This window comes from Aeromonas crassostreae, assembly GCF_054052445.1.
Genome location: NZ_JBSTYM010000011.1, coordinates 1 through 25,307, shown reverse-complemented (window position 1 = coordinate 25,307; position 25,307 = coordinate 1). Strand labels below are relative to the sequence as shown.

Annotated in this window: 14 protein-coding genes and 1 tRNA gene; 9 read left to right on the top strand and 6 right to left on the bottom strand. The window is 60.2% G+C overall.

Translation table 11 applies throughout. From position 1 onward, the window contains the following. Positions 1–12: 12 nt before the first annotated feature. From ACW5W4_RS10410 to ACW5W4_RS10400, 3 genes are all read right to left on the bottom strand, one after another. Complete coding sequence (locus ACW5W4_RS10410; RefSeq protein ID WP_456689310.1) at positions 13–3,075, bottom strand: efflux RND transporter permease subunit; 3,063 nt, start codon at positions 3,073–3,075, stop codon at positions 13–15. Positions 3,076–3,244: 169 nt separating this feature from the next. Then, positions 3,245–5,569: an acyl-CoA dehydrogenase gene (locus tag ACW5W4_RS10405; protein WP_456689309.1), complete on the bottom strand. Its 2,325-nt coding sequence runs from the start codon at positions 5,567–5,569 to the stop codon at positions 3,245–3,247. A 46-nt stretch (positions 5,570–5,615) separates the two neighbouring features. Beyond that, complete coding sequence (locus ACW5W4_RS10400) at positions 5,616–6,269, bottom strand: TetR/AcrR family transcriptional regulator (RefSeq protein ID WP_408798013.1); 654 nt, start codon at positions 6,267–6,269, stop codon at positions 5,616–5,618. Positions 6,270–6,772: 503 nt separating this feature from the next. On the opposite strand from ACW5W4_RS10400, the gene ACW5W4_RS10395 reads away from it, so the two are divergent. From ACW5W4_RS10395 to ACW5W4_RS10370, 6 genes are all read left to right on the top strand, one after another. After that, a complete protein-coding gene (locus ACW5W4_RS10395; protein ID WP_456689308.1) occupies positions 6,773–7,513 on the top strand; it encodes a PHP domain-containing protein in 741 nt (246 codons plus the stop codon). Between the two features lie 86 nt (positions 7,514–7,599). Further along, positions 7,600–7,675: transfer RNA gene (locus ACW5W4_RS10390), tRNA-Thr, on the top strand. 902 nt (positions 7,676–8,577) lie between these two features. Continuing rightward, on the top strand, positions 8,578–9,918 hold the full coding sequence (locus tag ACW5W4_RS10385; protein ID WP_456689307.1) for a putative glycoside hydrolase: 1,341 nt from the start codon (positions 8,578–8,580) through the stop codon (positions 9,916–9,918). Between the two features lie 63 nt (positions 9,919–9,981). Then, positions 9,982–11,271: a carbohydrate porin gene (locus tag ACW5W4_RS10380; RefSeq protein WP_427262934.1), complete on the top strand. Its 1,290-nt coding sequence runs from the start codon at positions 9,982–9,984 to the stop codon at positions 11,269–11,271. Positions 11,272–11,342: 71 nt separating this feature from the next. Continuing rightward, complete coding sequence (locus ACW5W4_RS10375; RefSeq protein WP_456689306.1) at positions 11,343–12,212, top strand: MalM family protein; 870 nt, start codon at positions 11,343–11,345, stop codon at positions 12,210–12,212. 139 nt (positions 12,213–12,351) lie between these two features. Further along, a complete protein-coding gene (locus ACW5W4_RS10370) occupies positions 12,352–13,374 on the top strand; it encodes a LacI family DNA-binding transcriptional regulator (protein ID WP_427262936.1) in 1,023 nt (340 codons plus the stop codon). A 274-nt stretch (positions 13,375–13,648) separates the two neighbouring features. Here ACW5W4_RS10370 and ACW5W4_RS10365 read toward each other — a convergent pair whose 3' ends face one another. The 3 genes from ACW5W4_RS10365 to ACW5W4_RS10355 all read right to left on the bottom strand — a co-directional run bounded on the left by ACW5W4_RS10365 (position 13,649) and on the right by ACW5W4_RS10355 (position 19,869). Then, positions 13,649–15,112 (bottom strand): ABC transporter substrate-binding protein, encoded by a 1,464-nt coding sequence (locus ACW5W4_RS10365; protein ID WP_456689305.1) that lies wholly within the window; start codon positions 15,110–15,112, stop codon positions 13,649–13,651. A 10-nt stretch (positions 15,113–15,122) separates the two neighbouring features. Beyond that, positions 15,123–17,096 (bottom strand): methyl-accepting chemotaxis protein, encoded by a 1,974-nt coding sequence (locus ACW5W4_RS10360; protein WP_456689304.1) that lies wholly within the window; start codon positions 17,094–17,096, stop codon positions 15,123–15,125. A gap of 94 nt (positions 17,097–17,190) precedes the next feature. Continuing rightward, on the bottom strand, positions 17,191–19,869 hold the full coding sequence (locus tag ACW5W4_RS10355) for a glycoside hydrolase family 3 N-terminal domain-containing protein (protein WP_456689303.1): 2,679 nt from the start codon (positions 19,867–19,869) through the stop codon (positions 17,191–17,193). 832 nt (positions 19,870–20,701) lie between these two features. Between ACW5W4_RS10355 and ACW5W4_RS10350 the strand changes: the two genes are divergently transcribed. The 3 genes from ACW5W4_RS10350 to ACW5W4_RS10340 all read left to right on the top strand — a co-directional run bounded on the left by ACW5W4_RS10350 (position 20,702) and on the right by ACW5W4_RS10340 (position 25,224). Then, positions 20,702–22,930, top strand: coding sequence for a glycoside hydrolase family 9 protein (locus ACW5W4_RS10350; RefSeq protein WP_456689302.1), 2,229 nt, complete (start codon positions 20,702–20,704; stop codon positions 22,928–22,930). 608 nt (positions 22,931–23,538) lie between these two features. Then, complete coding sequence (locus ACW5W4_RS10345) at positions 23,539–23,844, top strand: PTS sugar transporter subunit IIB (RefSeq protein ID WP_339332019.1); 306 nt, start codon at positions 23,539–23,541, stop codon at positions 23,842–23,844. A gap of 27 nt (positions 23,845–23,871) precedes the next feature. Next, positions 23,872–25,224 (top strand): PTS sugar transporter subunit IIC, encoded by a 1,353-nt coding sequence (locus tag ACW5W4_RS10340; protein WP_456689301.1) that lies wholly within the window; start codon positions 23,872–23,874, stop codon positions 25,222–25,224. Positions 25,225–25,307 lie beyond the last annotated feature (83 nt).

Sequence of the window (25,307 nt, the reverse complement as noted above, 5' to 3'; positions counted from 1 at the left end):
CGCGTTCGTTCATCAGGCGCGCTGGCGCAGCGCCACCGCTGCCGGCTCCTGCTCCCCCAGGCGCAGGAAGGCGGGCAGCAATATGAGGGTAAACAGGGTGCTGCAGCTCATGCCGCCGACGATGACGGTGGCCAGCCCCCGGTAGATCTCGCTGCCCGCACTCGGGCTCAGCATCAGGGGCAACATGCCGAAGATGCTGGTCAGACTGGTCATGGCGATGGGGCGCATCCGACTTTGCAGCGCATCCGCCACCGCCACCGGGCGCGTCATCCCCTCCCGCTCGGCCAAGCGGGTCTGATGCACCAGCAAGATGGCGTTGTTGACCACCAGACCCAGCAGGATGACGAAGCCGATGATGGTCAGCAGATCCATGGGCAGCGGCGCCACCCGCCCGCTGATGACCAGCGCCACCACGCCGCCCACGGTGGCGAGCGGCAGGGTCAGCAACACCAGCAGGGCATCCCGGACCGAGGCGAACAGGCCCCACAGCAGCACCAGCAGGATCACCAGGGCGAACAGGAAGATGCCCCCCAGATTGCCGAGGGCCTGCTGCAGGCTGTCGGCGTTGCCAGACACCCGCAACTCGCCGCCGGCGGGGAGCAGGGGGCGGATGCGGGCGAAGCTCTTCTCCTTGAGGGTGTCGAGCACCTGCTCCATGCTCATCCCCTGTGCCGGAGTGATCTGCAGGCTCAGGCTGCGGCGCCCATCGGCGCGAAAGATGCCCGATGGCCCCAGATCATGCTCCACCTTCAGCAGCTCGCCGAGGGGCACTATGCCGCCCCTGGGGGTGGCCAGGGGCAACGCCCGCAGATCGTCCGGGTTGCCCGAGGCCTGCCCCATCAGCAGGATGTCGAAGCGCTCGTCGCCGTCGAAGTATTCGCCGACCCTCAGGCCGTCCCCCAGGGTCTGGATGATGGTCGGCATGGGGGTGCGATCCCAGCCTACCTCCGCCAGGCGCCTGTCTTGCGGCACCAGCCGCAGCTCGGGGGCGGTGAAGTCCAGGGAGGGCTCGGGCCGCACCTGGGCCCCCGGCAGATCCTGTTTCACGATCGCCATGGCCGCCCGGGCCGCGTGATAGAGCTCGGGCAGATCCCCACCCTGGAGCAACAACTCGACCCCGTTTTCGCTGCCAAAACCGCCAAACAGCGAGCCCTGGCCGCCGAAGGCCCGGGTATCCGGGATGCCCTGCAACAGATCCTGCATCAGCAAGGTCTCCAGCTCCTTGATGCGCCCCTCCTCCCTGGCCCGCACCCCGATCTGGGCCCCGCCCGGGTAGCGCATGATGTAGTAGTTCTTGAGGGCCGGCTCCTTCTCTCCTTTCATGTAGGGATCGAGCCGGGCGATCAGGGTGTCTATCACCTCTTCCCGCTGGGCCTTGAGGTTGACCCCCGGGGTGAAGCTCATCCAGACGTCGATGGCGTCGCGCTTCACGTCCGGCAGATAGTTCATCTTGGGCAGCAGGGCCCAGGTCGCCAGCACAGGCAGGCTCATCATGGTGAGGATGAGGGTCCAGCGCCGCGCCGGGGTGCGGGTCCAGTGGAGGATGCGCGCCGTGGCCCGGCGCCAGTGATCGCCATAGGGGTCCCTCAGCCCCTCTTGCCCCATCCAGCGCGACGCCACCGCCGGCAGCACAGAGACGGCCACCAGCATGGAGACGGTGACGGCGCAGGCGATGGTGAGCGCGAGGTCTGCGAACAGCTGCCCCTCCACGTCGTTGAGCAGGAGCACCGGCAAGAAGATGGCCACTGTGGTGAGGGTGGAGGCGACCAGGGCCGCCCACACCTGGCTGGTGCCCGCCAGGGCCGCCCCCGCCTTGTCGAGATCCCCCCGCTCGTGGCGCCGGTAGATGCTCTCCAGCACCACGATGGCGGCATCGAGCACCATGCCCACCGCGAACGCTATCCCGGCCAGGGAGATGACGTTGAGGGTCCTGTCCATCAGCTTGAGCAGGCAGAGAGTCAGCATGATGCTGATGGGAATGGCGAGCGCTATCATCAGGGTCGCCTTGAGCCGACGCAGGAAGACCCAGAGGATGGCGCAGGAGAGCAGCACCCCCAGCCCCAGGTTGGCGGTGACCATGTGAATGGCGCGGTTGATGTAGAGGGAGGCATCGAACGACTGCGCCATGTGCAGCCCGACGGGCTCGAGCACCTCGCGGTTGAGCTCGCCCACCCTGGCCTTGATCGCCTCCAGGGCCGCCAGGGCATTGGCGCCGTTCTCCTTGTAGATCTGGGCCGAGATGGCCTGGTTGCCATTCTGGATGCGCAGCACAGGGTTCTGCTCCCGGGTCAACCGCACCTCGGCCACGTCCCGCAGGTAGATGGGCAGGCCATCGCGCCAGTCCACCACCTTGTCCTTGAGGCTCTCCACGTCGTAGCGACCGGCGAAGCGCAGCTTGTACTCCCAGCGCCCTATGTCGAGGGTACCGGCGGAGACATCCCAGCCGGTGGCGGCCCGGCTCGCCAGCTCGGGGATCTCCACCCCCAGCTCGGCGGCGCGGTAAGGGTCGAAGCGGATCTGGATCTGGCGGGCATTGATGCCGTCTATCTCCACGGTGGAGACCCCGGGGATGCGCTCCAACTCCGGCTTGACCCTGGACTCAATCAGCGGCTGCTGCTCATCCAGGCTCCCCACGGTCCCCGGCAGCTGCTGGATGAAGAAGAAGGTGAGGGTATCGTTGCTGCTGTAGTTGTTGAGGTAGGGGCCCTCTATGTTGTCCGGCAGGCTGGAGACCCGGTTCAGCCGCGAGATGATCTCCAGCTGTACCCGCTGCATGTCGGTGCCGATGGCAAACGCCAGATCCATCTCGACGAAGCCGGGGTAGCTGTTGCTGGTGAGGCTCTTGAGCCCCTGCACCCCCTGCAGCTCCTGCTCGATGGGATCCGTTATCTCGGACTCCATCTCTTGCGGCGAGGCGGATCGCCAGGAGACGAAGATGTTGAGATGGGGACGCTCTATGTCCGGGAACAGCTGCACCGGCAGGCTGCGCATGCTGAGCAGGCCGGCAAAAAAGATGAGCACGACCGAGACCGCCACCCAGATGGGGCGTTCGATCGCCGTCTTGGCGAGGTTCATTTCATCTTCCTGATGTTGTTGTTATCGGCTCCTTCCACGAGCCTGCTTCCTGCCCCAAGGGTGAGGGGACGAATCATTAAACTGGAAATCCCATCCCTTGTAAACGCGCGAAATACAAACAAAAAAAACCGGCCATCACGGCCGGTTTTCAACAGCAGGCATGCCGGGATCAGGCGGCGTCGTCCACCCGGGCGGGGTGGCCCATGGCCTCCAGTTCGCCGGGGGCAAAGTTGTCCACCTGGATAGCCTCGCTACGCAGGGCATCGGCGGCGAGCAGCTGGTCGGCCTCTTCCTGGGTCAGCAGGGCGATCGCCAGGGCCTGGCTCACCAGCTCCGGCAGAGCCAGCTTGCGGGGCAGGCGCCCCTCTTTCTGGGCCTGGGCAAGCTTCTTCTCCAGAGGCTGCACCGAGACCATGGCGAGGAAGGCCCTCTCCATCTGGCCAATGGCATCCTGCTCATCCTGGCCCACGTAGCACAGGGCGGTGAGGCGGTCACGGAACTCGCCCGGCGTCATCATGGCCTGGCAGATGGCGTGGCAGCGATCATCGGCCGGCATCTGGTAGTGAATGCCGAACGGGAAGACCACCCGCTTGAGCAGAGCGCCAACGACCCGGTTCGGGAAGTTCTGGAAGAAGCCGTCAAACGCCTTGCCGATGAGGTGCAGGTTACGCTCCAGGGCATACTGGACGAAGGGCAGGTCGGAGACCATGCGCCCCTGATCCTCGTAGTGCTTGAGGGTCGAGGAGGCCAGGTAGAGGTGGCTCAGCACGTCGCCAAGACGGGCGGAGATCATCTCCTTGCGCTTGAGATCGCCGCCCAGCATCAGCATGGAGACGTCGGCGCACAGGGCCAGCCCCTTGCTCATGCGAGCCAGCTGCTGGTAATAACGGGCAGTTTCCCCGCTCACGGGGGCACCGTTGAAGCGGCCCAGGGTCAGCCCCTGGAACAGGGCGCCGAAGAAGTTGCCCGTGCCAAATGCCAGGTGCTTCATCAGCAGGCCGTCAAACTTCTCGAGGCCGCGCTCGGCATCCGGATCGGCCGCCGCCTCCAGCTCGGCGAACACATAAGGGTGACAGCGGGTCGCCCCCTGGCCGAAGATCATCAGGTTGCGGGTCAGGATGTTGGCCCCCTCCACCGTGATGGCGACCGGGATCCCCATGTAGGCGTAGCCGGTGTAGTTCTTCGGGCCCAGCTGGATGGCGCGACCGGCGTGGATATCCATGGAGTCATCCATGATCTGGCGCGCCATCTCTGTCATGTGGTACTTGGAAATCGCGGTGACGATGGCCGGCGCCTGACCCAAGTCCAGGGAACCGGCGGTCATGCGACGGGCCCCTTCCAGCTGATAGGTCAGGCCGCCGATGCGTGCCATGGCTTCCTGCACCCCTTCGAACTTGCCGATGGACATGCCGAACTGCTTGCGCACATAGGCGTAGGCACTGACGGTACGGCTCGCCATGTGGCCACAGGCGGTGCCCAGGGCCGGCAGGGAGATGCCGCGCCCGGCGGAGAGGCACTCCACCAGCATGCGCCAGCCGCGACCGGCGTACTCCGGACCACCAATGATCCAGTCGATGGGGATGAACACATCCTTGCCAAAGGTCGGGCCATTGAGGAAGGCCAGCCCCATGGGGTAGTGGCGATCGCCGACCCGCACCCCGGGGTGGCTGGTGGGGATCAGGGCGCAGGTGATGCCGAGATCCTCCTTGTCCCCCAGCAGTTGCTCGGGATCATGCAGCTTGAAGGCCAGGCCCAGCACGGTGGCGCGCGGCGCCAGGGTGATGTAGCGCTTGTTCCAGTTCAGGCGAATGCCGAGCACCTCCTCCCCCTTGTACTGACCCTTGCAGACGATCCCCTTGTCCGGGATGGCTCCCGCATCTGAGCCCGCTTCCGGACCGGTCAGGGCGAAGCAGGGCACCTCCTTGCCATTGGCCAGACCCGGCAGCCAGAAATCCTTCTGGGCCTGGGTGCCATAGTGCATCAGCAACTCGCCCGGCCCGAGGGAGTTGGGCACCATGACGGTGACCGCCACGCTCAGGCTCTTGGTGGCGATGCGGGTCACTATGGTGGAGTTGGCGATCGCCGAGAACTCGCGGCCACCGTAGGATTTCGGGATGATGAGGGCGAAGAAGCCCTCCTTCTTCAGATAATCCCAGACCGGCTCGGGCAGATCCTTGGTCTCGTTGACTATCTTGAAGTCGTCGATCATGGCGAGCAGGGTCTCGACCTGATTGTCGATGAAGCTCTGCTCATCGGCGCTCAGGGTCGCCTTGCCGTAGCCATGGAGTTTCTGCCAGTCGGGATTGCCACGAAACAGCTCGCCATCCCACCAGACGGAGCCCGCCTCCATGGCCTCCCGTTCGGTCGCAGACAAGGGAGGCAGTATTCTCTTGAAGATGGCAAACACCGGACGGGTTACCCACTTCTTGCGGATAGCCGGGACCCCGAGCACGACGGCGACGGTCACCACCAGCAGGACAAGCAATGTGATCATGGTTCAGTTCCCTCTATTTCACAGTTCCGTTAAGTTATTGTTTTGATTAAACGGCCAGGGATAACCTGGTCGATTCCGTCGGCGCGCCTACCCCGGCCGCCAGATAAGGAATAACGTTGCGCACCAGCCCTTCCACATCCAGGTGCTGACCAAAATCGGCCTGGGCAATATCCCGCAGCGCATCAGCGGAAGCCATGGTGAACACGACAGTGCCCAGGGTGAAGTGCAGCCGCCAGAAGAGATCCGCCGGCGTCAGCGCCGGATTGGCCTGGGAGATGGCCTGGGTGATCCGCTGCAGGGTCGCCCCATAATGGCTGGTGATGAAGCGACGCAGGTGGCCCTGACTGTCGATGTAGCCCCGCCCCAGCAGCTGCATGAAGAGGGCCGGGCCGTTGGCACGCACGGCGGCCAGCTTCATCAGGGGGTCGACAAAACTCTCGAATACCTGGAGCAGGGTCAGCTCGTCTCGCGCCATCAGGGCGGCCAGTCTGGTGTCCAGCTCCGGCATGAACAGGGAGAGATAGCGGTCCAGCACCGCCTGGATCAGCTCCTTCTTGGAGCCGAAGTGATAGTTCACCGACGCCAGGTTCACATCGGCCTCGCTGGTGATCAGACGCAAAGAGGTATCAGCGAACCCCCGCTCGGCAAACAACACCTCGGCAGCATCGAGAATACGGTTCTTGGTATCAATCTTGCTCACTGTGCACCTCACTTAAACGAATGTTTAAAAAGTACGTTTCATAGCCTGAGGTGTCAAGAGAATGTGAATCCAGGTTAGGGAAATGTTTTATTAAAAAGCGGGGAACTTTGACCAAAAAACGGACTCTATATCTATGCCACTGCAATTAAACATTAAGTCTCGCCCAACCAGCCCTGTGCTGATTGGGCATTTTTTTATGGCGAAACGCCCATCTCATCGAGCTGACGGATGCCCGTTTCGGCTTGAAAAACAAATGGAAGGCAAAAAAAACCGCCGCAGAGCGACGGTGGGGAAAGAAGGTTGCGTCATCCTGACCCAACCCATCGATGGAAGTTCAGGCTGCACATCGATGAGCACATCTTACCCAAGCCTCCCGGATAAACTTTGTCAGAGTTGCAGGCATTTGTGACAGAGTATGACAACCCCTCTGCGTGGCCCCCTCTCCCCGTTTTTGCTATGCTGGCGCTTCGCTCATCTGGCTCTGCTCACCCAGGGGAAACGCCATGAAGTACACCGTCGACACCCATACCCATACGGTCGCCAGCACCCACGCCTACAGCACCATCCATGACTACATCCCCATTGCCAGGGCCAAGGGGATCAAGCTGTTTGCCACCACCGACCATGGCCCGGACATGGCCGATGCCCCGCATTTCTGGCATTTCGTCAATCTGCACGTCTTGCCCAGGGTCGTGGACGGCGTGGGCATACTGCGCGGCATAGAGGCCAACATCAAGAATCTGGACGGGGAGATAGACTTTCCCGAACGCTACGAATCCCGCCTCGACATGATCATGGCGGGCTTCCACGAACCCGTGTTCCCGCCCTGTGACAGGGCCACCCATACCCAGGCGATGATCAACGCCATCAGAAGCGGTCGGGTCGACATGATAAGCCACCCGGGCAACCCCGCCTTCCCCATCGACATCGAAGCCGTGGTGCATGCCGCCGCGCAGTACAGGGTCGCCCTTGAGGTCAACAACTCCTCGTTCAGCCACTCCCGGGCGGGCAGTGAAGATAATTGCCGCGCCATCGTCGAGGCGGCGCGGGATCTGGGGGCCTATCTCACCTTCGGATCCGACTCCCATGTCGCCTTCAGTGTCGGCGACTTCGAACACTGCCATCGCCTGGTCACGGCAGTCGGCTTCCCCGAAGAGCGGATCCTCGCCCGCTCCCCCCGCGCCCTGCTCGCGTTTCTCGAAAGCCGGGGCCGGGCCCATATCCCGGAATTTTCAGATCTCTGATCCGCTCCGTAACACCATGAGCCGGCTCATAAAAATGATTCAGGCACATTGACTTGCCAGGACATTTTCGGGAATCTAGGGCCGACGCCGATATAGCTCAGTTGGTAGAGCAGCGCATTCGTAATGCGAAGGTCAGGAGTTCGATTCCCCTTATCGGCACCATATAAAACAAAGGGTTAGCTTCTCAGCGAAGCCAACCCTTTGTGCTTTTTTGCTCCATCCCCCTCCTTTGCGGTTTGCTACCCCTCCCGTTTGAGCCACAAGAAAGCCCATCAGGCAGGGGGGCTTGTATCGTTTGAGCTTTTGAAGCACGCCAAGGCCAGGATTGGCCCAAACATCTTCTCATCACAGAAGATTCAAATTCATTTACCGGCTCTGATTTAGCTTGGCCTTGATGTCGTGCTCAACTCAATTCGGACACGCTGTCAGGCTGATGTTCAGTCACAGCTGGCGACGATAATTCCTCGCATTCATGCGAACACCACTAGCTGTCGTCATCCAATCGGGTCGCTACGGTTCACGCCAATGGACTCATATGCCTTCTACCGCTGGAGCCATTGCCTCTCCACCGCCCTGAACCGTCTCTTCTTGAGCGCCAGCTCCCGATATTGACTGCGTCGACTCATGTATTGGGGAGGCTGGAATGAGATCAAGGTAGACAACCAAATCTTGAAATCGAAACCAAACAGCACAACCCACATCAGTCGACACCGCATACCACTCCACAATTCCCCACCCCCTAAGCGCCAAGACAAGCTCACCGAGCGCCCTAGCGACACCGAAAGGAGCACTCATTGAAAAAACCATAAATTAAAGACTTAAATCAATAAGTTAACATCAAGCACAATATAATCAGCACAAGTAAAGAGTGATGTATCAATACGAATTGTTTTGTGATTTGCAACACAAACTTCGATCATCATGAGAGATAAAGATTGTATTGGAAATCGATTTCAAGAAAATGAGCTCAGCATGATTTGTCTTGGCATCGATTGCGCAGAAGCTGTTTGAGTCTCGACGGTTCATCGCGGTGGATATTTTTCCCATTGATTGGAGTGGTCAGTATGAATGCAACAAAAAAAGGACTTTTGGCATCCTTGATCGCCGCAGCCTTGCTCGGCGGATGCGGTGGTGACGAGAACATTTCTGCTAGCAACGGCGGTGAAACGCCTCCGGGCGAAACGCCACCTGGTGAGACGCCGCCAGACAGTGGCGATGGTGCATTGCTGCTATTCGGTGTTGGGGCGAGCGCAAACGTCACCCCCAGCATTCAATCGGAGAAAGACAATTGGGATGTTCAGTCGGTAACGGCCTCCCCCGTCGCCATGACCAGCATCAGCGCCGTACTCATCAACAATGCCGGCACCGATGACACCGCCGATGTGCAGGTACCCGGCGATGGTGATGGCACCTTCATGCTCAAATCCGCCACCCCGCTGAATCTGAGCAAGTATGCTTCCGGTTTCATCGAGTTTCAGCTGCGGACCAAGAGTGCGGTCCCGGAGGCACTCTCCGTCTCCATCGACAACGAATACCCCAACCGCAGCAGCCTGCCCATTGCCGGCGCCCTGGCCGGTACCGGCGACTGGGAAACGCTCACCCTGCCCATCAACTGCATGAAGCCCTTCCCCGGTGCCACGGCCATCAACCTCGCCACCGTGGGCACGCCATTCCATCTGGCCACCAAGGATGCCTTCAGCTACGAAATCACCAACATCAAGTACCTGCTCACCACCTCGGCCAAGCCCGTTGTCGACCCGGTCAGCTGTGAAGCTCCGGGCAACGGCACCGATCCTGGCACTGACCCAGGCACAGATCCGGGAACCGATCCCGGCACCGAACCGGACACAGGCTCCGGCGTCAACAACGCCCCCGCGCTGGTGGTCACCGACACCGCACTCTACTACTCCGGTGACAAGAGCCTGGCCCAGGACCTCAGCGCCGATTACCCGGCAGCCAGCTTCGGCGGCACCCTGACCGATGAAAACCAGGTCATCACCATGGATCTGCCGGGCAATGGCGCCGCCTTCCTCGGGACCGACAGCGCCAGTGGGGATCTCTCTGCCTACCAAAACGGCGCCATGCTGCTCGACCTGAAAGTCTCCAGCTACGGCGACTCCCCCAACATCCAGATCCGGATGGACGGCACCGCCGGCCCCGATTTTGGCACCTTCTTCACCATGGACAGCAACATAGTGCCCGATGACGACACCTGGTATCGCTGCACCCTGCCGGTCACCTCTCTCATCCCGGCGGCCAACACAGACTCGGTGCAAAAGGCGCTCTACCTGAGTGGGGCATGGGATGCCATGGCCGGTCTGCGCTTCGCCTTCACCAACGTGGCCCTGAAAACGGCCATCCCAACAGACTTTGACAGCAATCAGCCTTGCCAGAAGATCAATTGATAAGGCATTGAATCTTCAAGAGAGATCGCTTGAAAACACTTTTCTACGGATTGGAGCAATAAGATGAAATTGAAGTCGCTAGCCTTGTTTGTCGGGGCATGTTGCGGGCTCGCATTGCCCGCTGTATCAAATGCAGCCGAAAGTTTTGGTTTTCATGGATATATTCGTGCCGGCTCACTATTTGACGCCAAAGACAACTTTTCCAAAGCGGGTTACGAATATGAGATGGATAAAACCATGGGGCGCCTTGGCTCCGAGTTGGATAATAGCTGGGAAGCTGGACTGAATAAGCTGTGGGATATTGGCAGTGGAAAATCCGTCAACATTCACTTCAAGGTTGAATCCGATGCCGATGGTTTGCAAACTCGGACTGCACCACGGGAAAGCGGCGTATCAGAAACCTATGTGGAACTCGGTGGCATCACGCCAACAGGAATCATGTGGGGTGGGTTACGTTACTACGATCGTGAGAACTATATCTGGACCACTGACTTTTTTTACACTGACTACTCAGGCACCGGCGCCGGTATAAAAGGCATGGAGATGGCGGGAGGGAAGTGGGACTTTGCTTACATCAACAGCAATGATACCGACCACTCCGATCGCGCCAATGGCACCGATGCCACCATGCATACCCTCCATACCAGCGCCTTGTATGGCGCCTGGGATATGGAAATCGCCCTGAAACAGATGCCCGACAATGAATTTGACGGGGACAGTAAAAAATATGCGACCAAGGGGGCAGAAGGCACCGTCATCTATTCCCGCGATGACTTCTTCTTCATGCCGGGCGGCTTCTCCAAGTTCATCGCCCAGGCGGGCCGTGGACTGGGTTCCGGCGATTTGCTGGGGGCGAACCTGACCAATACCGCCATGTATCGCAAGGGTTCCCTGTACCAGAAGACGCTGCAGGATGCGGCCGATGGTTACAAACCCTATCAATCCAAGGTGATGGATGGCGATCAATCCTATCGGGTATTTATCTGGGGCGGCTGGTATGGCGCCAACGTACACCTGCTGCCAACCCTGTCGTATCAGTACAACGACTATGAGATGGGTGGCCATGACTCCTGGTATGCCGCTTCACTGCGCCCGGTGTTCCCGGTCAATGAGTTCTTCTCCGTCCAGACCGAACTGGGTTATGTAAAAAATAACCTGATGATTGACAACATTGACCGTGGAAGTACCTCCCACAAGATCAGTGTGGTTCCCACCTTCACCGTCAATACCGGCATGGGTCCTTCGCCCGAGATCCGTCTCCTGGCGACCTATGTCGATCACAATAATGAGACCCCCTGGCAAGAAGATCGGGAAGATTTCCTGGTCGGAGTGCAAGCGGATATGTGGTGGTAAGCTAGGTTGGAACACTGTTCTGCACTATAATCTCGGGTCCCTTGGGGGCCCGCATTTTATAAGGAAACAATATGAAGAAAAGTAAGCAGTACCTGCCTTTTCTTGCCAGCTTGCTGGTGGCAGGCTGTGCCAGCATGGGCTCCGACCAACCGCCGAGGTCTGCAGCAGCGGCCCTGCAGCAACAGGTTCAAGATGACAGGATGCAATTGTCAAACAAGGTGGCGGTTGAAACATTCAGGGGTCTTACCTTCCAGCCACTTGGGCAGGAGAGCAGATGGGTTAATATTGGCGCTGACAACCAGGTTTACGCATTTGATTCGGGAAAAAGCTATGTGATGGCCTTTTCGTTGCCCACCTTCACCCAGGCCGCCCGCGTCAAAATAACCATACCGGTCGACGCGACTGTGTTTCTGCCAAGCATCTTGTTGCTGGATGAAAACTATATGGCAGTTCAAGCGATTCCCAGTTCAACCTTTACATATGATGGTCGTTCATTAATTACTGGGCAGAGCATCCAGGGGGAATTTACGATCCCGGCTCCCATTGGCGGTGCACGAGCAGCCTATATGGTGATATATACCACTGCACAGGACATGCAAGGCCATACCAGGATCAATCCTGACGATCTCCAGCGTGCCATGCAATATGATCGCACCACGGATGTCGCTCGGCTTATCAATGTTGAAGTACCCCATATGGCCACTGGACGCCTATATTTGTCGCTGGACGCAGAGACTGCCAAAAACGAGATATTGGTCACAAAAACCATATCACCCGTGATGGTCACATCGGATAAATCACTGGGTGAATTTGATTATTACCAGCATATTCGCACGGCAGTCGAAAGCAAAGACTATGAACAAGCCCTCGCCTGGGTCAAAGCCGCAGAAAAGGCAGGCTTCACCAAGGCAAGAGAGGTCTTTTTTGCCGCGCAGCAGTAGTGCATCTTCCCCTTGGCGACTCGTATCATCGCTTGTCACCACGAAGGGAAAAGAGTATCCTAACTCGCTGATTTATTAGCAAGATATTTACTTTATACTGGCCACCACCAGTCATTTTACAGTCGAATACGGAGGGGGGATGTCGAAGTCAGCTCAGGAAAAAAAAGCCACTGTCTATGATATCGCCCGTCGAGCTGGCGTCTCGGCAAGCACTGTATCCAGGATATTGAACGGCTCGGCCAAAGTCGCCGCGGATAAACGCCAGGCCGTGGAAGATGCGATTCAAGCATTGAATTTTCGCCCCAACCTGATGGCGCAATATCTGAAAACGGGTCAGTCCATGACCCTGGGAGTATTGACTCAACATGTTGAGAGTCCATTTTCCAACGAAATGTTGCGTGGTGTTGAACATACCCTGCAGGGTATGGAATATGTACCGCTGATTGTCAGTGGCCACTGGAATGCGGAAGAAGAGGTCGAACGGCTGCGACTACTGGTGGCGCGACGGGTCGATGGTCTTATTATTTTGACCGGCCACGTCAATCAGCAAACACTGCTCGAGTTTTCACAGCAAATACCTATTGTTGCCACCGGTCACAATATCATGACCGAACGGGTACACTCCTTCAGTATCAATAATCGACTGGGTGGCTATATGGCAACCCGTTATTTATTGGATCTGGGTCATCGTGATATCGCCCATATTGTCGGCTTGCCAGATCAAAACGATGCCATCGAGCGTCACCATGGTTATCGTCAGGCCCTGGTCAGCGCGGGCATCGAATATGATCCCTCCCTGGTCATCCAGGGAGATTTCGCCGAGGTCGGCGGACTCAATGCCGTCAAGAAACTGGTGGAGAGTGGCCGGAAATTCTCCGCCATCTTCTGCGCCAACGATCAGACCTGCTACGGAGCCATCCTGGGGCTCAAGCAGTGCGGCTTGCGCGTGCCCGAAGATGTCTCCCTCATCGGTTTTGACGACCTGCCCTTCTCCACCTACTCCAACCCACCATTGACCACGGTACGCCAACCCATCTACGAGATGGGGGTCAAGATGGCCAAGACCCTGCTGGGATTGATCGAGAATACGGAGCCGAACTCGGACGAATTGCCCGAGTTGAGCATAGTGGTGCGTGATACCACACTGCCGTACAAGGGATGAACGCTGACGGGGGCTGTGCTCCGCCCGACATGAGATGAAAGCGGCCTGCGGGCCGCTTTCCTTTTTCCACACCCCCTCGACACCGCCCTGCCCTGCCCAGCAAGGGGGAAGTGCTTTTCATATCGTCCCTCCCCCCTCGTCTGTCTTGGGTCCGCACAGGTACATGACGCGGCCGGGCTTTCCATCCCTTTGAATGCAGCCAACCCCGGCAGGTACCCTCCCCAATCTGGATTGGCCAGGACCAGAGACATCATGTTTTCCCCTGCATCATGCGCTATCCCATGAAGGTGAAATAACCAGCCCGCGGCGGCCTGGAACCCTCACCCTGATGGAAAAAGGCGCCTAAAAGCGCCTTGGGGAGTATGAAGAGCCCCGCCGGGCGGTGCCTTTCCCGGTGGGCGCGGCCACCGTCAAGGGGTGGCGAAGGGAGTCTCCGCCCCGGTGGCCGCACTGGCCACCGTCGTGGGGAGGGGCTCGTCCGCTTCGCACAGACGGGATCTTCTTGCCGCCTTCTGGGGGGATACCAGCTTGCCAGCCCCTGCTGTATGCGTGCGGCGGCCGCTTCCGGCGTCATGGCACCCAGCACCACGGATTGCGATACCTCCGAGAGCTCAGTGGTGAGCGATGGCTCACCCCGGGTGAGGAACTGGGCACCCAGACGCAGGGTGGAATCACAGGTATCCCGCCAGCCCATCATGGTGCTAGCCACCGGATCCTTGAGCTCGAAGAAGTGGTTGGAGAGGGAGAAGAAACCCGGCACCGAGTTGGAGAAGCGCTCGGCGAAGTCGGCGCTCGCCATCCACTCCACCAGCTTCATGGCCACCTCCTTGTTGGGGCTGGCCGCATTGATGCCGATCCCCATGTCGGTGTGATCGGTGAAGTAGCAGGTGTCCCCCTCCCGTGCGACGGGGGGCGGGAAGGCGCCAAAGTTGACCTTGCCGGTGAACTGGGCAAGAGACCAGGATCCCGCCACTATCATGGCCGCCTTGCCGGCAGCAAAGGCATCCACCGCTTGCGCCTCGGTGGTATCGGCCGGGTGCTCACCTAGGTAGGGTCGCCAACTCGCCAACTCGCGAAACGCCGCCACATAAGGGGCATCGGTCACCCGTGCCTGGCCATTGATCAGCGCCAGTCGGCCATCTTCCCCCTGCCAGTAGTTGGGGCCGATATTCTGATAGCCAAGCTCGGAGACCACCCAGCTGTCGTGGGCCGCCAGCACCAGCGGCAGATAGCGGCCATCCTGCTTCACCTTATCCAGCACGGCGAAGAAGTCGGCACGGGTCCGGGGCGGCGTCAGCCCAAGGGTGTTGAAGATGTCGACATTGAAGTAAAAACCCTGGATCACGGAGGCAATGGGCAGGCAGAAGGTCTGGGCCCCGGAGTCGGTCTGCCAGGCCGCCTTGGCAAAGCTCGGAAAGTTCTCCATGCCGGGCAGGTCCGTCAGATCCAGCAGATACCCCTGCTGGAACAGCCGCAGGGACTGATCATAGGGACGGCAGGTAATGAGATCCCCCGCCTTCCCCGCCGCCAGCCGCTCGGCAAGCCCCTGCTCGTAATCGGCCGAGCGCTGCGGTTGCAGCTTGAGGCTGATCTCGGGATTGCGCGCCTGAAAACGGGGCAGAAACTGCGCCTTCCACAGCGGCTCGTCATCCACGCGCCAGGTTTCCAGCACCAGCTCCTGGGACACCGCCGCCGTACTCAGCCCACAGACCAGCAGGGCACTCACTGATTTCCACATCGCCTCTCTCCTACACCTTGAAACGGGCCACCAGACTCTGCTGCTGGCTGGCCAACCCCGACAACAGCTCGCCACTGCTCGCCGAAACCCTGGAGGCCTGCTCGGTCTCGTGAGCCACGTCGGCGATTTCCGCCACGTGCTGGGCCACTCCCTGACTCACCGAAATCTGCTCCGCAGCGGCATAAGCCATGTGAGCCGCAATCTCCTTGATTGCCTCCATACGCGAGGCGATCCCCGCCAGGGCTCTCTCAACATCCCGGGTCTGCTGCACACTCTGCTGGGTCTGCTCATGGCTCTGGGCCATCACGCTCGCCACATCGCGAGCGCATCCCTGCAGGTTGTCGATCATCACCTGGATCTCCTGGGTCGCCCCTTGTGAACGGGTAGCCAGCGCCCGCACCTCCTCGGCCACCACGGCAAAGCCCCGCCCGGCTTCCCCGGCACGGGCCGCTTCGATGGCTGCATTGAGTGCCAGCAGGTTGGTCTGCTCCGCCATGCCACGGATCACCTCCAGAATGTTGCCGATGTTGCTGCTGTAGCCTTCCAGCTTGTGGGTGATCGCCATGGCCCCGGCGATGCCGGTTGCCAGCTGTTCGATGCCATCCCGGTTTGCCTGCATCAGATGGCGCCCACGCTGGCTCTCGTCATTGGCTTCACCCACTTCCCGGCGCACATGATCGCTCGAGCGCGCCACCTCGGTGACACTGGTCTCCAGCTCGAAGATGGCGGCCGCCACCTGATCGGTCTGAGCTTTCTGCTCCTGTACCCGCGACACCACCTGCTCGCCGATCTCGGCAGTCTTGCGCGTCTCGCTCACCAGGTGCTCAGACCCGGTCTGGACCTCCATCAAGAGCGCCTTGGTGTGGTGGGCCAGCTGATCGATGGAGTTCGCCACCTCGCCGAGCTCGTTCCTGGCCGGGTAGTGCACCCGCAGCGTCATGTCCCCTTGCGCCATCAGGGCGAGGACGCGATTGATCCGCACCAGAGGCACCTGGATGCTGCGGGCCGTACTCCAGGCGACAATGAGCGCGATGAGTACGGAACACAGGGCCACCGCCACTATCCAGGTGCGGGCGCTGTCGACCGCGGCGTCGGCACTCTGCCTGTCCTCCCGCATGCTCTGGTTGCTGATGGCGATGAGCCTGTCCAGGGCTTCCCCCAGTTGCTGGCTCTGCGCCTCCTGCTGCTCACGCAAGCTGTGCAGCTGTTGATTGATCTGCTGGTGGCGCACCAGGGTGGCGATCAGCCCCTTGTCGCCGAATACCAGCTGGGGAATGCGCGCCACATGGCGGGTGAACCTGGCCTTGACGTCATCGGGCACGACAATCCGCACCAGACGCTGGTTTGCGATGTCGATGTCTTTGGCCAGCACCGCCTGCAGCGCCACGAGATCCGTGTTGCCATCGGCGCGCAGGATCAGCTTGAGATCCCGGGCGATGCCGCTGGTGATGAGCTCCGCCTTGTTTTGCAAAGAGCGTCGCCCCGCCGCATAACGCACCAGCAGCTCCGCCGCCGAGCGGTAGTTGTCGTCCAGGCGCAGCAGGTCGCCACGCATCCGGGAGAGCACCCGCTCCAGCTCGACCGACTCTTCGTGCAGGCTCATCAACTGCTCCGAGATGGTAAACAGCCGAGGGACCTGGCCGGTGACCTGGGCGAGTTGCCGCTCACTCTCGGCATCGAGCGTCAGGGCCTCGAACGCCTTGACGTACTGCTGATAACGGGCCTTGTCATGGGCAAAACGCTGGCGGGACTGGGGAAACGTCGAGGCCTCCCGGATGGCGAGATGCGCCAGGCTGTCCCTGTCCGCCATCAGCAAGGCGGCGCGCAGCCGACTGGCGGTCAGGGCCAGGGGCGTCGCCTCCTCGGTCACCTGCTGGAAACGGCCGTGAATGGAGGCCGTCTTCAGGTAACTGATGGCCCCGAGCAGCAGCAACAACACCAACAGCAGCGTAAAACCCAATCTGATCCGCTGTACGATCGACATCCTTCTCTCCCACCTCTCCCTCCGCACATGGGCGGAGCCGGTTATCAAGGCACCAGGAGCCCGGCAGGCATCCTGGTGCGTTTACCTGACGGGGTTATCGGGTCAGCTGTCCCTGGCAATCGAGCCTGGACACCTCCCCTGTCGCCCCCAGCAGGGAAGCCGGCACCCAGCGCACGGTCGCCACGTCGATGCGCGCCTGTCCACTGGTGCCCAGGATGAAGGGGGTATTGACCTTCGCGAAGTCCATGCCCTCTTCGAGGCAGCGCAGGGGCAGGCTCAGGGTCACCCACTGCTGCGGGGGCAACTGGCGCAAAGCCGGTGCAATCTCGATGGACTTGCCACAGGGCCAGCCACACTGCATCCCCAGCGTCATGTCGCCCGCTGGCGCCTGCTGCACCCGCAGCGTCACCTGCAGCTCGCTCTCCCCCTTCAAGTAGGTGCGACGATCCGCCCCCTTGACCTGGGTGGTCTGCAACTGGATTGTGGCTCCGGAGTCGACACCCGGCTTGTCCGTCCCAAGGAAGGTGACGGCGCGCGCATCCTGCTGGCGCAGGTAGTCGATGGGCTGAACCTTGATGAAGCTCATCTCGGTCACGCCGTTGCCGGAGACTTCAGTCCCCGTCCAGTTGCTGGCATCGCCCATGCGCAGACGGTGCTCTTCACCCGCCTTGGGCCCGAACAGCTCGAGCACCTTGTCGGCGGCGCTCAGCTTGGCGGGATCGCTCTCGTTGCAGCCGAAGGTACGGTTATCCAGGACCAGGGTATTGAGGTTGCTGACCCGGGCCGCCACAGGGGAAGGCTTGCCGTAACTGAGCCCGTAACCATAGGGGAAGAGCGGTGCATTCTCCCCTTCAAGGGATTGCTCGAAGGCAGGGCGCTGCCAGCCCGGGATATGGGTGGGTGTGCGATTGATGGTGGTGGCGCACTTGCCAAAGGGCCAGGAGAAGGAGAGGCGTCCCTGGAAGTCATGGGCCACCTTGCCCTTCGCATCCTTGAACAGGAGATCGGTGATCCCCTCCCCCTCAGTGCCCGGCAACCAGGCGGCGACAAAGGCGGAAGAGAGGTTGATCTCCTCGTTGACGTAGAGCGGGCGCCCGGAAAAGAGCACGGTCACCACGGGGATATCGGCCGCCTTCAGACGCTTGAGGGTCAGCAGATCCTCGTGATAGCTGTTCTTGAGATCCCCATAGGAGAGGGTCTTGTTGTCTGGAATATCGCCGAACCACTCGGCATAGGGGTCCTCCCCCATGACCAGGATGGCGACATCGGGCTTGGCTCCCGTCAGATCCCCGGCCCCGGCGCTCACCTGCACATGATCCGCACCGACGGTGGCGGTCACCGCATCCAGCACGCTCTGGGCTCCGGGGAAATCACCGCGCCCGTTCTCGCTGCCTTGCCAGGTCAGGCTCCAGCCCCCCACCTGCTTGCCCAGATCGTTGGCGGCGCTGCCTGCCACCAGCACCCGGCTCTGCCGGCTCAGGGGCAGGATCTTGCCTTCGTTCTTGAGCAGCACCAGCGACTTGCGCACCGCCTCCCGGGCCAGCGCCTTGTGCGCCGCGGCGCCAAGTTCACCCTGTTTGCCCGCCAGCTCACGGGCCGATGGCATGGGTTTCTCCCACAGTCCGGCCCGCATCTTGACCCGCAGGATACGCGTCACGGCATCGTCAATGCGGCTCATCGGGATCTGCCGATTCGCCACGCCATCGAGCAGGCTCTGGCGAAACGCCATCCAGTCCTTGCGCGCCGTGACCATGAAGATGTCGACCCCGGCCAGCACCGCAGGCAGGCAGCTCCCCATGGTGCAACCGGCGATCTCACTGTGGCCATTCCAGTCCGAGACCACCAGGCCATCAAAGCCCATCTTGCCCTTGAGCACATCGGTCAGCAGATAGCGGCTGCCATGCAGCTTGCCGTTGTACTCGGCCCCGTCCTCTGGCAACACATCGCCGTTAAGCTCATTGTGCCAACTGTTGAACGACGCCATGACCACCTGGGCGCCGGCATCCAGCCCCGAGAAGTAGCCCACGGCGTGCAGGTTGCGCAGATCCGCTTCCGAATAGAAGTTCTGGCCCCGGTCGACCCCGTTCTGGGTTCCGCCGTCCCCCACGAAATGTTTCACGTTCGAGATGACATGGCGCTGGCCGCGCAGATCCACCGCCGACCCTTGCAGGCCGCGCACCATCTCGCCGGCATAGTGATAGACGATGGTGGGATCTTCGGAATAGCCCTCATAGGTCCGGCCCCAGCGATCATCCCTGGGCACCGCGACCGTCGGGGCGAAGGTCCAGTCCAGCCCGGTGGCGGCCACTTCCCGCGCCGTCACCTGGCCGATACGGTAGATGAGCCCCGGATCCCGCGCCGCCCCCAGGCCGATGTTGTGCGGGAACAGGGTCGCCGCGAAGACATTGTTGTGGCCGTGCACCGCATCGGTCGCCCACATGAAGGGGATGCGATAGCCCCTGCCCTCAAAGCCCGCCTCCGCCGCCAGCCAGTAGGTGTCGGCCTGGCGTGCCCAGTCCGATGCCGAGGCGTGTTTGTTATTACCGGGCCAGCCACCGCCCCCGTTGAGGACGGAACCAATCTTGTAGCGAGTGACCTCCTCTGGGGTCACTTCACGAAAGTCGGGCTGGATCATCTGCCCGACCTTCTCCTCCAGGGTCATCCGGGAGAGCAGAGCCTGGATCTGGCGCTCCATCCCCTCGTCCTTGGCAATGGCGCTGTGGATCTGCGGCCAAGTGGCAAAATAGGGCATGGTCGACAGCTCATCCGCCATCCCGGCACTCCAGATGCCGCACCCCACGAATAGGCAGGTCATAGACCTGGTGAGACCTGTAGTTTTACGCATTTTCCTTATGACTCTCCGGATATTCTCATTCATCGCCTGACGCATCGATCATGGGGATCCGTCTTGAAAAACAGCTCAAACATGAAATCGATTGCAAGAATATTTAATGGTAAACAGAAATCTCTGCACCATTCCAGCAGTATCTTTGCCCTGCCACGGTAAAAATCCCACCGAGAGAGTAAATAGTGATGTAGCTCACAAAGATCAGACTGTTTCGCGCCAGCGAAATATCCGGAGGGGGCGGGGAATATGGGAAGACATGCGGAGAGGTGCAAATAAAAAACAATAAAATCAACTAAATACGGTCAATCTATCACATCATATCGCTGCATGCTTTGCCAAGAATGGCACCGGCATGACCAAACTGGTGGAAAATGGAGGGGAATAAAAAGAACTCAAAAGAACCCCAGTTATGCACATAAATATATCAATAAACGAAAATTTGCAGCCCGCATCACAGTTCATAAAGGCAAACTTGATTTGCCGCAAAATTTACTGTTACCTGACTCGTGAAATCGATTTCCACTCAAGGGTTGTGTGTAAATCTTGACAGTGAAATGCGGACCGCTGGATGACTCGGTCATTTTCAGCGCGAGTGCAAAAATCGACGCCATTATTTCCGTCTGTGATCAAAGGGGTAACAATGAAAATATCTCGGCTTAGTGCCCTGACGCTCGCCATGTCTTGCGTCATTGGCTTGCATGGCTGCTCCCTGCCCAGCGCAGGGGCATCGGGTGCCTCCTCGGCATCTGCCGGACCTGTGGGTGAATTGCTGACCAACGGGGGCTTCCAGGGAACCGATGGCTGGTGGGCGGCCGGGGGCACCCTGAACGCCGAGAACCAGATGGGCTGCCTCACCTTCACCGAGTCGGGCGCCAATCCCTGGGACGTCATCCTGGGCCAGTCCAACCTCGGCCTGGTGCAAGGACAGCCCTACAAGCTCCATTTCACTGCCATGGCCAAGAGCAACATCAACGTCAAGGCCCTGATCCAGCATGATGGCGCCCCCTACACCAACCACATGGTGCAGGACCTCGCCCTCAGCAGCACCCCCAAGCCTTTCGATATCCAGTTCACGCCCTCCGCCACGGACGAGAAGACCCAGTTCCAACTCCAGATGGGCACCCAGACACCGACCACCGTCTGCATCGGTGAAGCCACGCTCTCGGGCCCCTCTCTGGTCAAGAAATCGGATCTGGCCAGCGTGCGCGTCAACCAGGTCGGCTACCTGAGCAAGGCTCTGAAACGGGCGACCATCGCCACCGACAGCAAGGACTCGCTCCCCTGGATCCTGCGCAATGCCCAGGGTGAGGCCATCGCCGAAGGCAAGACCACGCCCTTTGGCCTGAATGCCGCCTCCGGGGAAAATGTGCAGATCGCCGACTTCAGTCAGGTCACCGCCCCGGCCACCGGCCTGGTGCTGGAGGTCGCAGGCCAGAAGAGCCACCCGTTCAGCATCGGTGATGACATCTATCACACCATGAAATTCGACGCCCTCTCCTTTTTCTATCAACAGCGCAGCGGCATCGACATCGAGGCCAAGTATGTCCAGCGCCCCGATCTCGCTCGCCCGGCAGGGCACAAACCTGAGAAGGTGACCTGCTTCAACAAACAGGATGCCAAGGGCAACCAGTGGCCAGGCTGTGACTTCACCCTGGATGTGACCGGCGGCTGGTACGACGCCGGCGATCAGGGCAAGTACGTGGTCAACGGGGGCATCTCGGTGTGGACCTTGATGAACCTCTATGAGCGGGAGCAACTGGCGAAAGAGGGTGACAAGAGCGCCTTTGCCGACGGCAAGGCCAAGATCCCGGAACAGCACAACGGCCACAACGATCTGCTGGACGAGTCTCGCTGGATGATGGAGTTCTTCCTCGCCATGCAGGTGCCTGAAGGCAAGAAGGTCTGGGCGCCGGTGGGAGATCAGTCCAGGCAGCTCGACAACCTGACACTGACCGAGATCGATGCCTCCGGCATGGCCTTCCACAAGGTCGCCGATGAAGCCTGGACCGGGATGCCGCTGCCTCCCCACAAAGATCCGCAGCCTCGCTTCCTGAGTCACCCCAGCACGGCCGCGACCCTGAACCTGGCGGCCACCGCCGCCCAGTCTGCCCGCGTTTGGAAAGATCTGGATCCGGCCTTCGCACAGCGCAGCCTGCAGGCAGCCGAACGGGCCTGGCAGGCGGCCAACCGTCATCCGGACGTCTATGCCTATGACAACTTCGTGGGATCCGGTCCCTACGATGACACCCAACTGAAGGACGAATTCTACTGGGCTGCCGCCGAGCTGCTTGCCACCACCGGCAAGGCCGAGTACAAGCAGGCCGTCCAGCAGTCACCTCTCTATCTGGCCGCCCCCAAGGGGGATCGCAGCGCAAGCGGTGATCTCTACTGGCAGGATCTCAGCAGCGCAGGGACCATCACCCTGGCCATGGTGCCCAACACGCTGGGCAAACAGGACGTGGAGAAGGCGCGCGCCGCCATCATCGCAGCTGCTGACGGCTACCAGAAGAGCGTGGCGACGGAGGGTTACCTTATCCCCTATCAGGCCACCGAATACCCCTGGGGATCCAACTCCAACCTGATGAACCGCAGCATCTTCCTCGGGCTGGCGCACGATTTCACGGGAGAGCGCAAATACCTGCAAGCCATGTCTGACGCCATGGACTATGTGCTGGGTCGCAACCCGCTCGATCAGTCCTATGTCTCGGGTTACGGCAGCCGCCCACTGAAGAACCCGCACCACAGGTTCTGGGCTCACCCCATCGACCCTGCGTCCCCCTTGGTACCGCCGGGCGTGATGTCGGGTGGCCCGAACTCCATCAACTTCAGCGATCCCGTTGCCTCCACCCTCAAGGGCAAGTGCACCGGCCAGACCTGCTGGAAGGATGAGATTGGCGCCTGGACCCTGAACGAGGTGACGATCAACTGGAATGCCCCCTTCCTCTGGACCCTCAGCGTACTGGATGAAGGCGGATTGACCCGCTAATCGCCCTCCCGATGCTCCGTCCCCGTGACGGAGCATTTTTTCACTCTCCTGCCGACCTTGCCCCAAGGCCGAGCCCGAGCCGGTATCCACCCTTGGCTCCCCGTTTCACGCCATCACGCCATCACGCCATCACGCCATCACGCCATCACGCCATCACGCAAAGGCTATCGAGCAGACAGAAAAGGGCCTCCTCGCTCTCTTGCCTTGCACCTGACCGCCCCGTCGTGACCTTCACGGCCAGGCCATGCCTCCTGCCTGCCCATCTCTTATCCACCTGTTTGCGCTTCGGTTTTCCTCCCGCCATGCCGGAAGAGTGCACCTTATACCGTGCAGAGAGTCTGCCAGGCAGGGACGCTGGAGCGGCATGAAAACCACGACAAACTTGAAATCGATATTTCAACCAACCAAGTCTAATAAGCAAGTGATGTAACGCACCAATGAAAATCACACAAAGCATTGATATAAAACAAAATATCACTAACACAGAATTATGAAACCCACCTACTAAGTGATCGTGATCACAATTGCAAACCCCAAATCATGAAATCGATTTCCTGTTTTGTTGCACCGATCTATAGTGAGCTCAACTTAATAACTGAGGAATGATCATGAAAAAAATCATGCTGTGCTGCTCTGCCGGGATGTCCACCAGCCTGCTGGTGAAAAAAATGCTGGTAGAAGCCGAGAAACGGGGTCTGGCTACCGAGATCAAGGCCTTTGGCGCATCGGAGTTCGATGACCAGATGCCTCATTACCAGGTGGTCTTGCTGGGGCCGCAGATCAAGTACATGCAACCCGAATTGCAGGCCAAGGCGGCGGCCCACGGGATCAAGGTACAACCTATCGACATGATGGATTACGGCATGCAGCGCGGCGACAAGGTGCTGGACTACGCCCTGTCCCTGATTGGTTAAACGCGCTGACAAGGAAGGACACACACTATGAGTTCACTCTATGGGATGCTGGTCAAGTTGATCGAACAACGGATCGGCCCATTGGCAGGAAAACTGGGCCAGCAACGCTATGTGCTGGCCATCCGTGACGGTTTCATTGCCGCGCTGCCATTCATGATCGTCGGCAGCTTCATGCTGGTCTTCATCTTCCCCCCCATCTCCAGCGAGACCACCTGGGGCTTCGCCAGAGCCTGGCTCGATTTTTCCAACACCTATCGGGCCGAACTCATGTTGCCCTTCAACATGAGCATGGGGCTGATGACGGTCTTCATCTCGGTAGGAGTCGCATCCAGCCTGGCCAAGCAGTACTCCCTGGACCCTATCACCACGGGACTGCTGTCGTTGATGTCGTTCATGCTGGTGGCGGCGCAATATAAAGACGGCACCATCTCCACCGAGTATTTCTCTGGTCAGGGCATCTTTACCGCGCTCATCTGCGCCATCTATTCGACCGAGGTCTATGCCTGGCTCAAGCGCAACAACATCACCATCCGTCTGCCCGAGCAGGTGCCGATGGGGGTGGCGCGCTCCTTCGAGGTGCTGATCCCGGTACTGGCGATCATCCTGACCCTGCATCCCCTCAATATGTTGCTGCAGGAGACCACAGGCATGATCCTGCCCGAGGCGATCATGGCCATGCTCAAGCCTCTGGTGGCCGCCTCTGACAGTCTGCCTGCCGTGCTGCTCGCCGTGCTGCTGTGCCAGATCCTCTGGTTTGCCGGTATCCACGGCACCATGATCGTCACCGGCATCATGAACCCGTTCTGGATGGCCAACCTCGCCAGCAACCAGGCCGCCCTGGCCGCCGGCCAGGCCATCCCCCACACCTTCCTGCCCGGTTTCTGGGATCACTTCCTGTTTATCGGCGGTGTGGGCTCCACCCTGCCACTGGCCTTCCTGCTGATGCGCAGCCGCGCCGTGCACCTGCGTACCATAGGGCGGATGGGCGTGGTCCCCGGGTTCTTCAACATCAACGAGCCGATCCTGTTTGGTGCCCCCATCATAATGAACCCGGTCTTCTTCCTGCCCTTCATCCTGGTGCCCGTGATCAACGCCATCCTGGCCTGGTTCGCCGTGGATCTGGGCCTGGTGGAGAAGGTCGTGATGCTGACCGCCTGGACCACGCCAGCTCCCATCGGTGCCTCCTGGGCAACCAACTGGGCCTTAAGTCCGGTCATTCTGTGCTTCATCTGCATGGGGATCTCCGCCCTGATGTACTACCCCTTCGTGCGGGCCTACGAACGCACCCTGCTCAAGCAGGAGGCCGAGACGGCCGAAGCGGAAGAGGTCGCTAAGTCAGAAAAAGCAGAAACCATCACACCGATTCAGAGTCAGGCGTAAGCGCCAGGGGGGGGGGGGGGGGGGGGGGGGGGGGGGGGGGGGCGGCGGCGGCGGCGGCCGCAACGATCAAAAAACACAAAGAA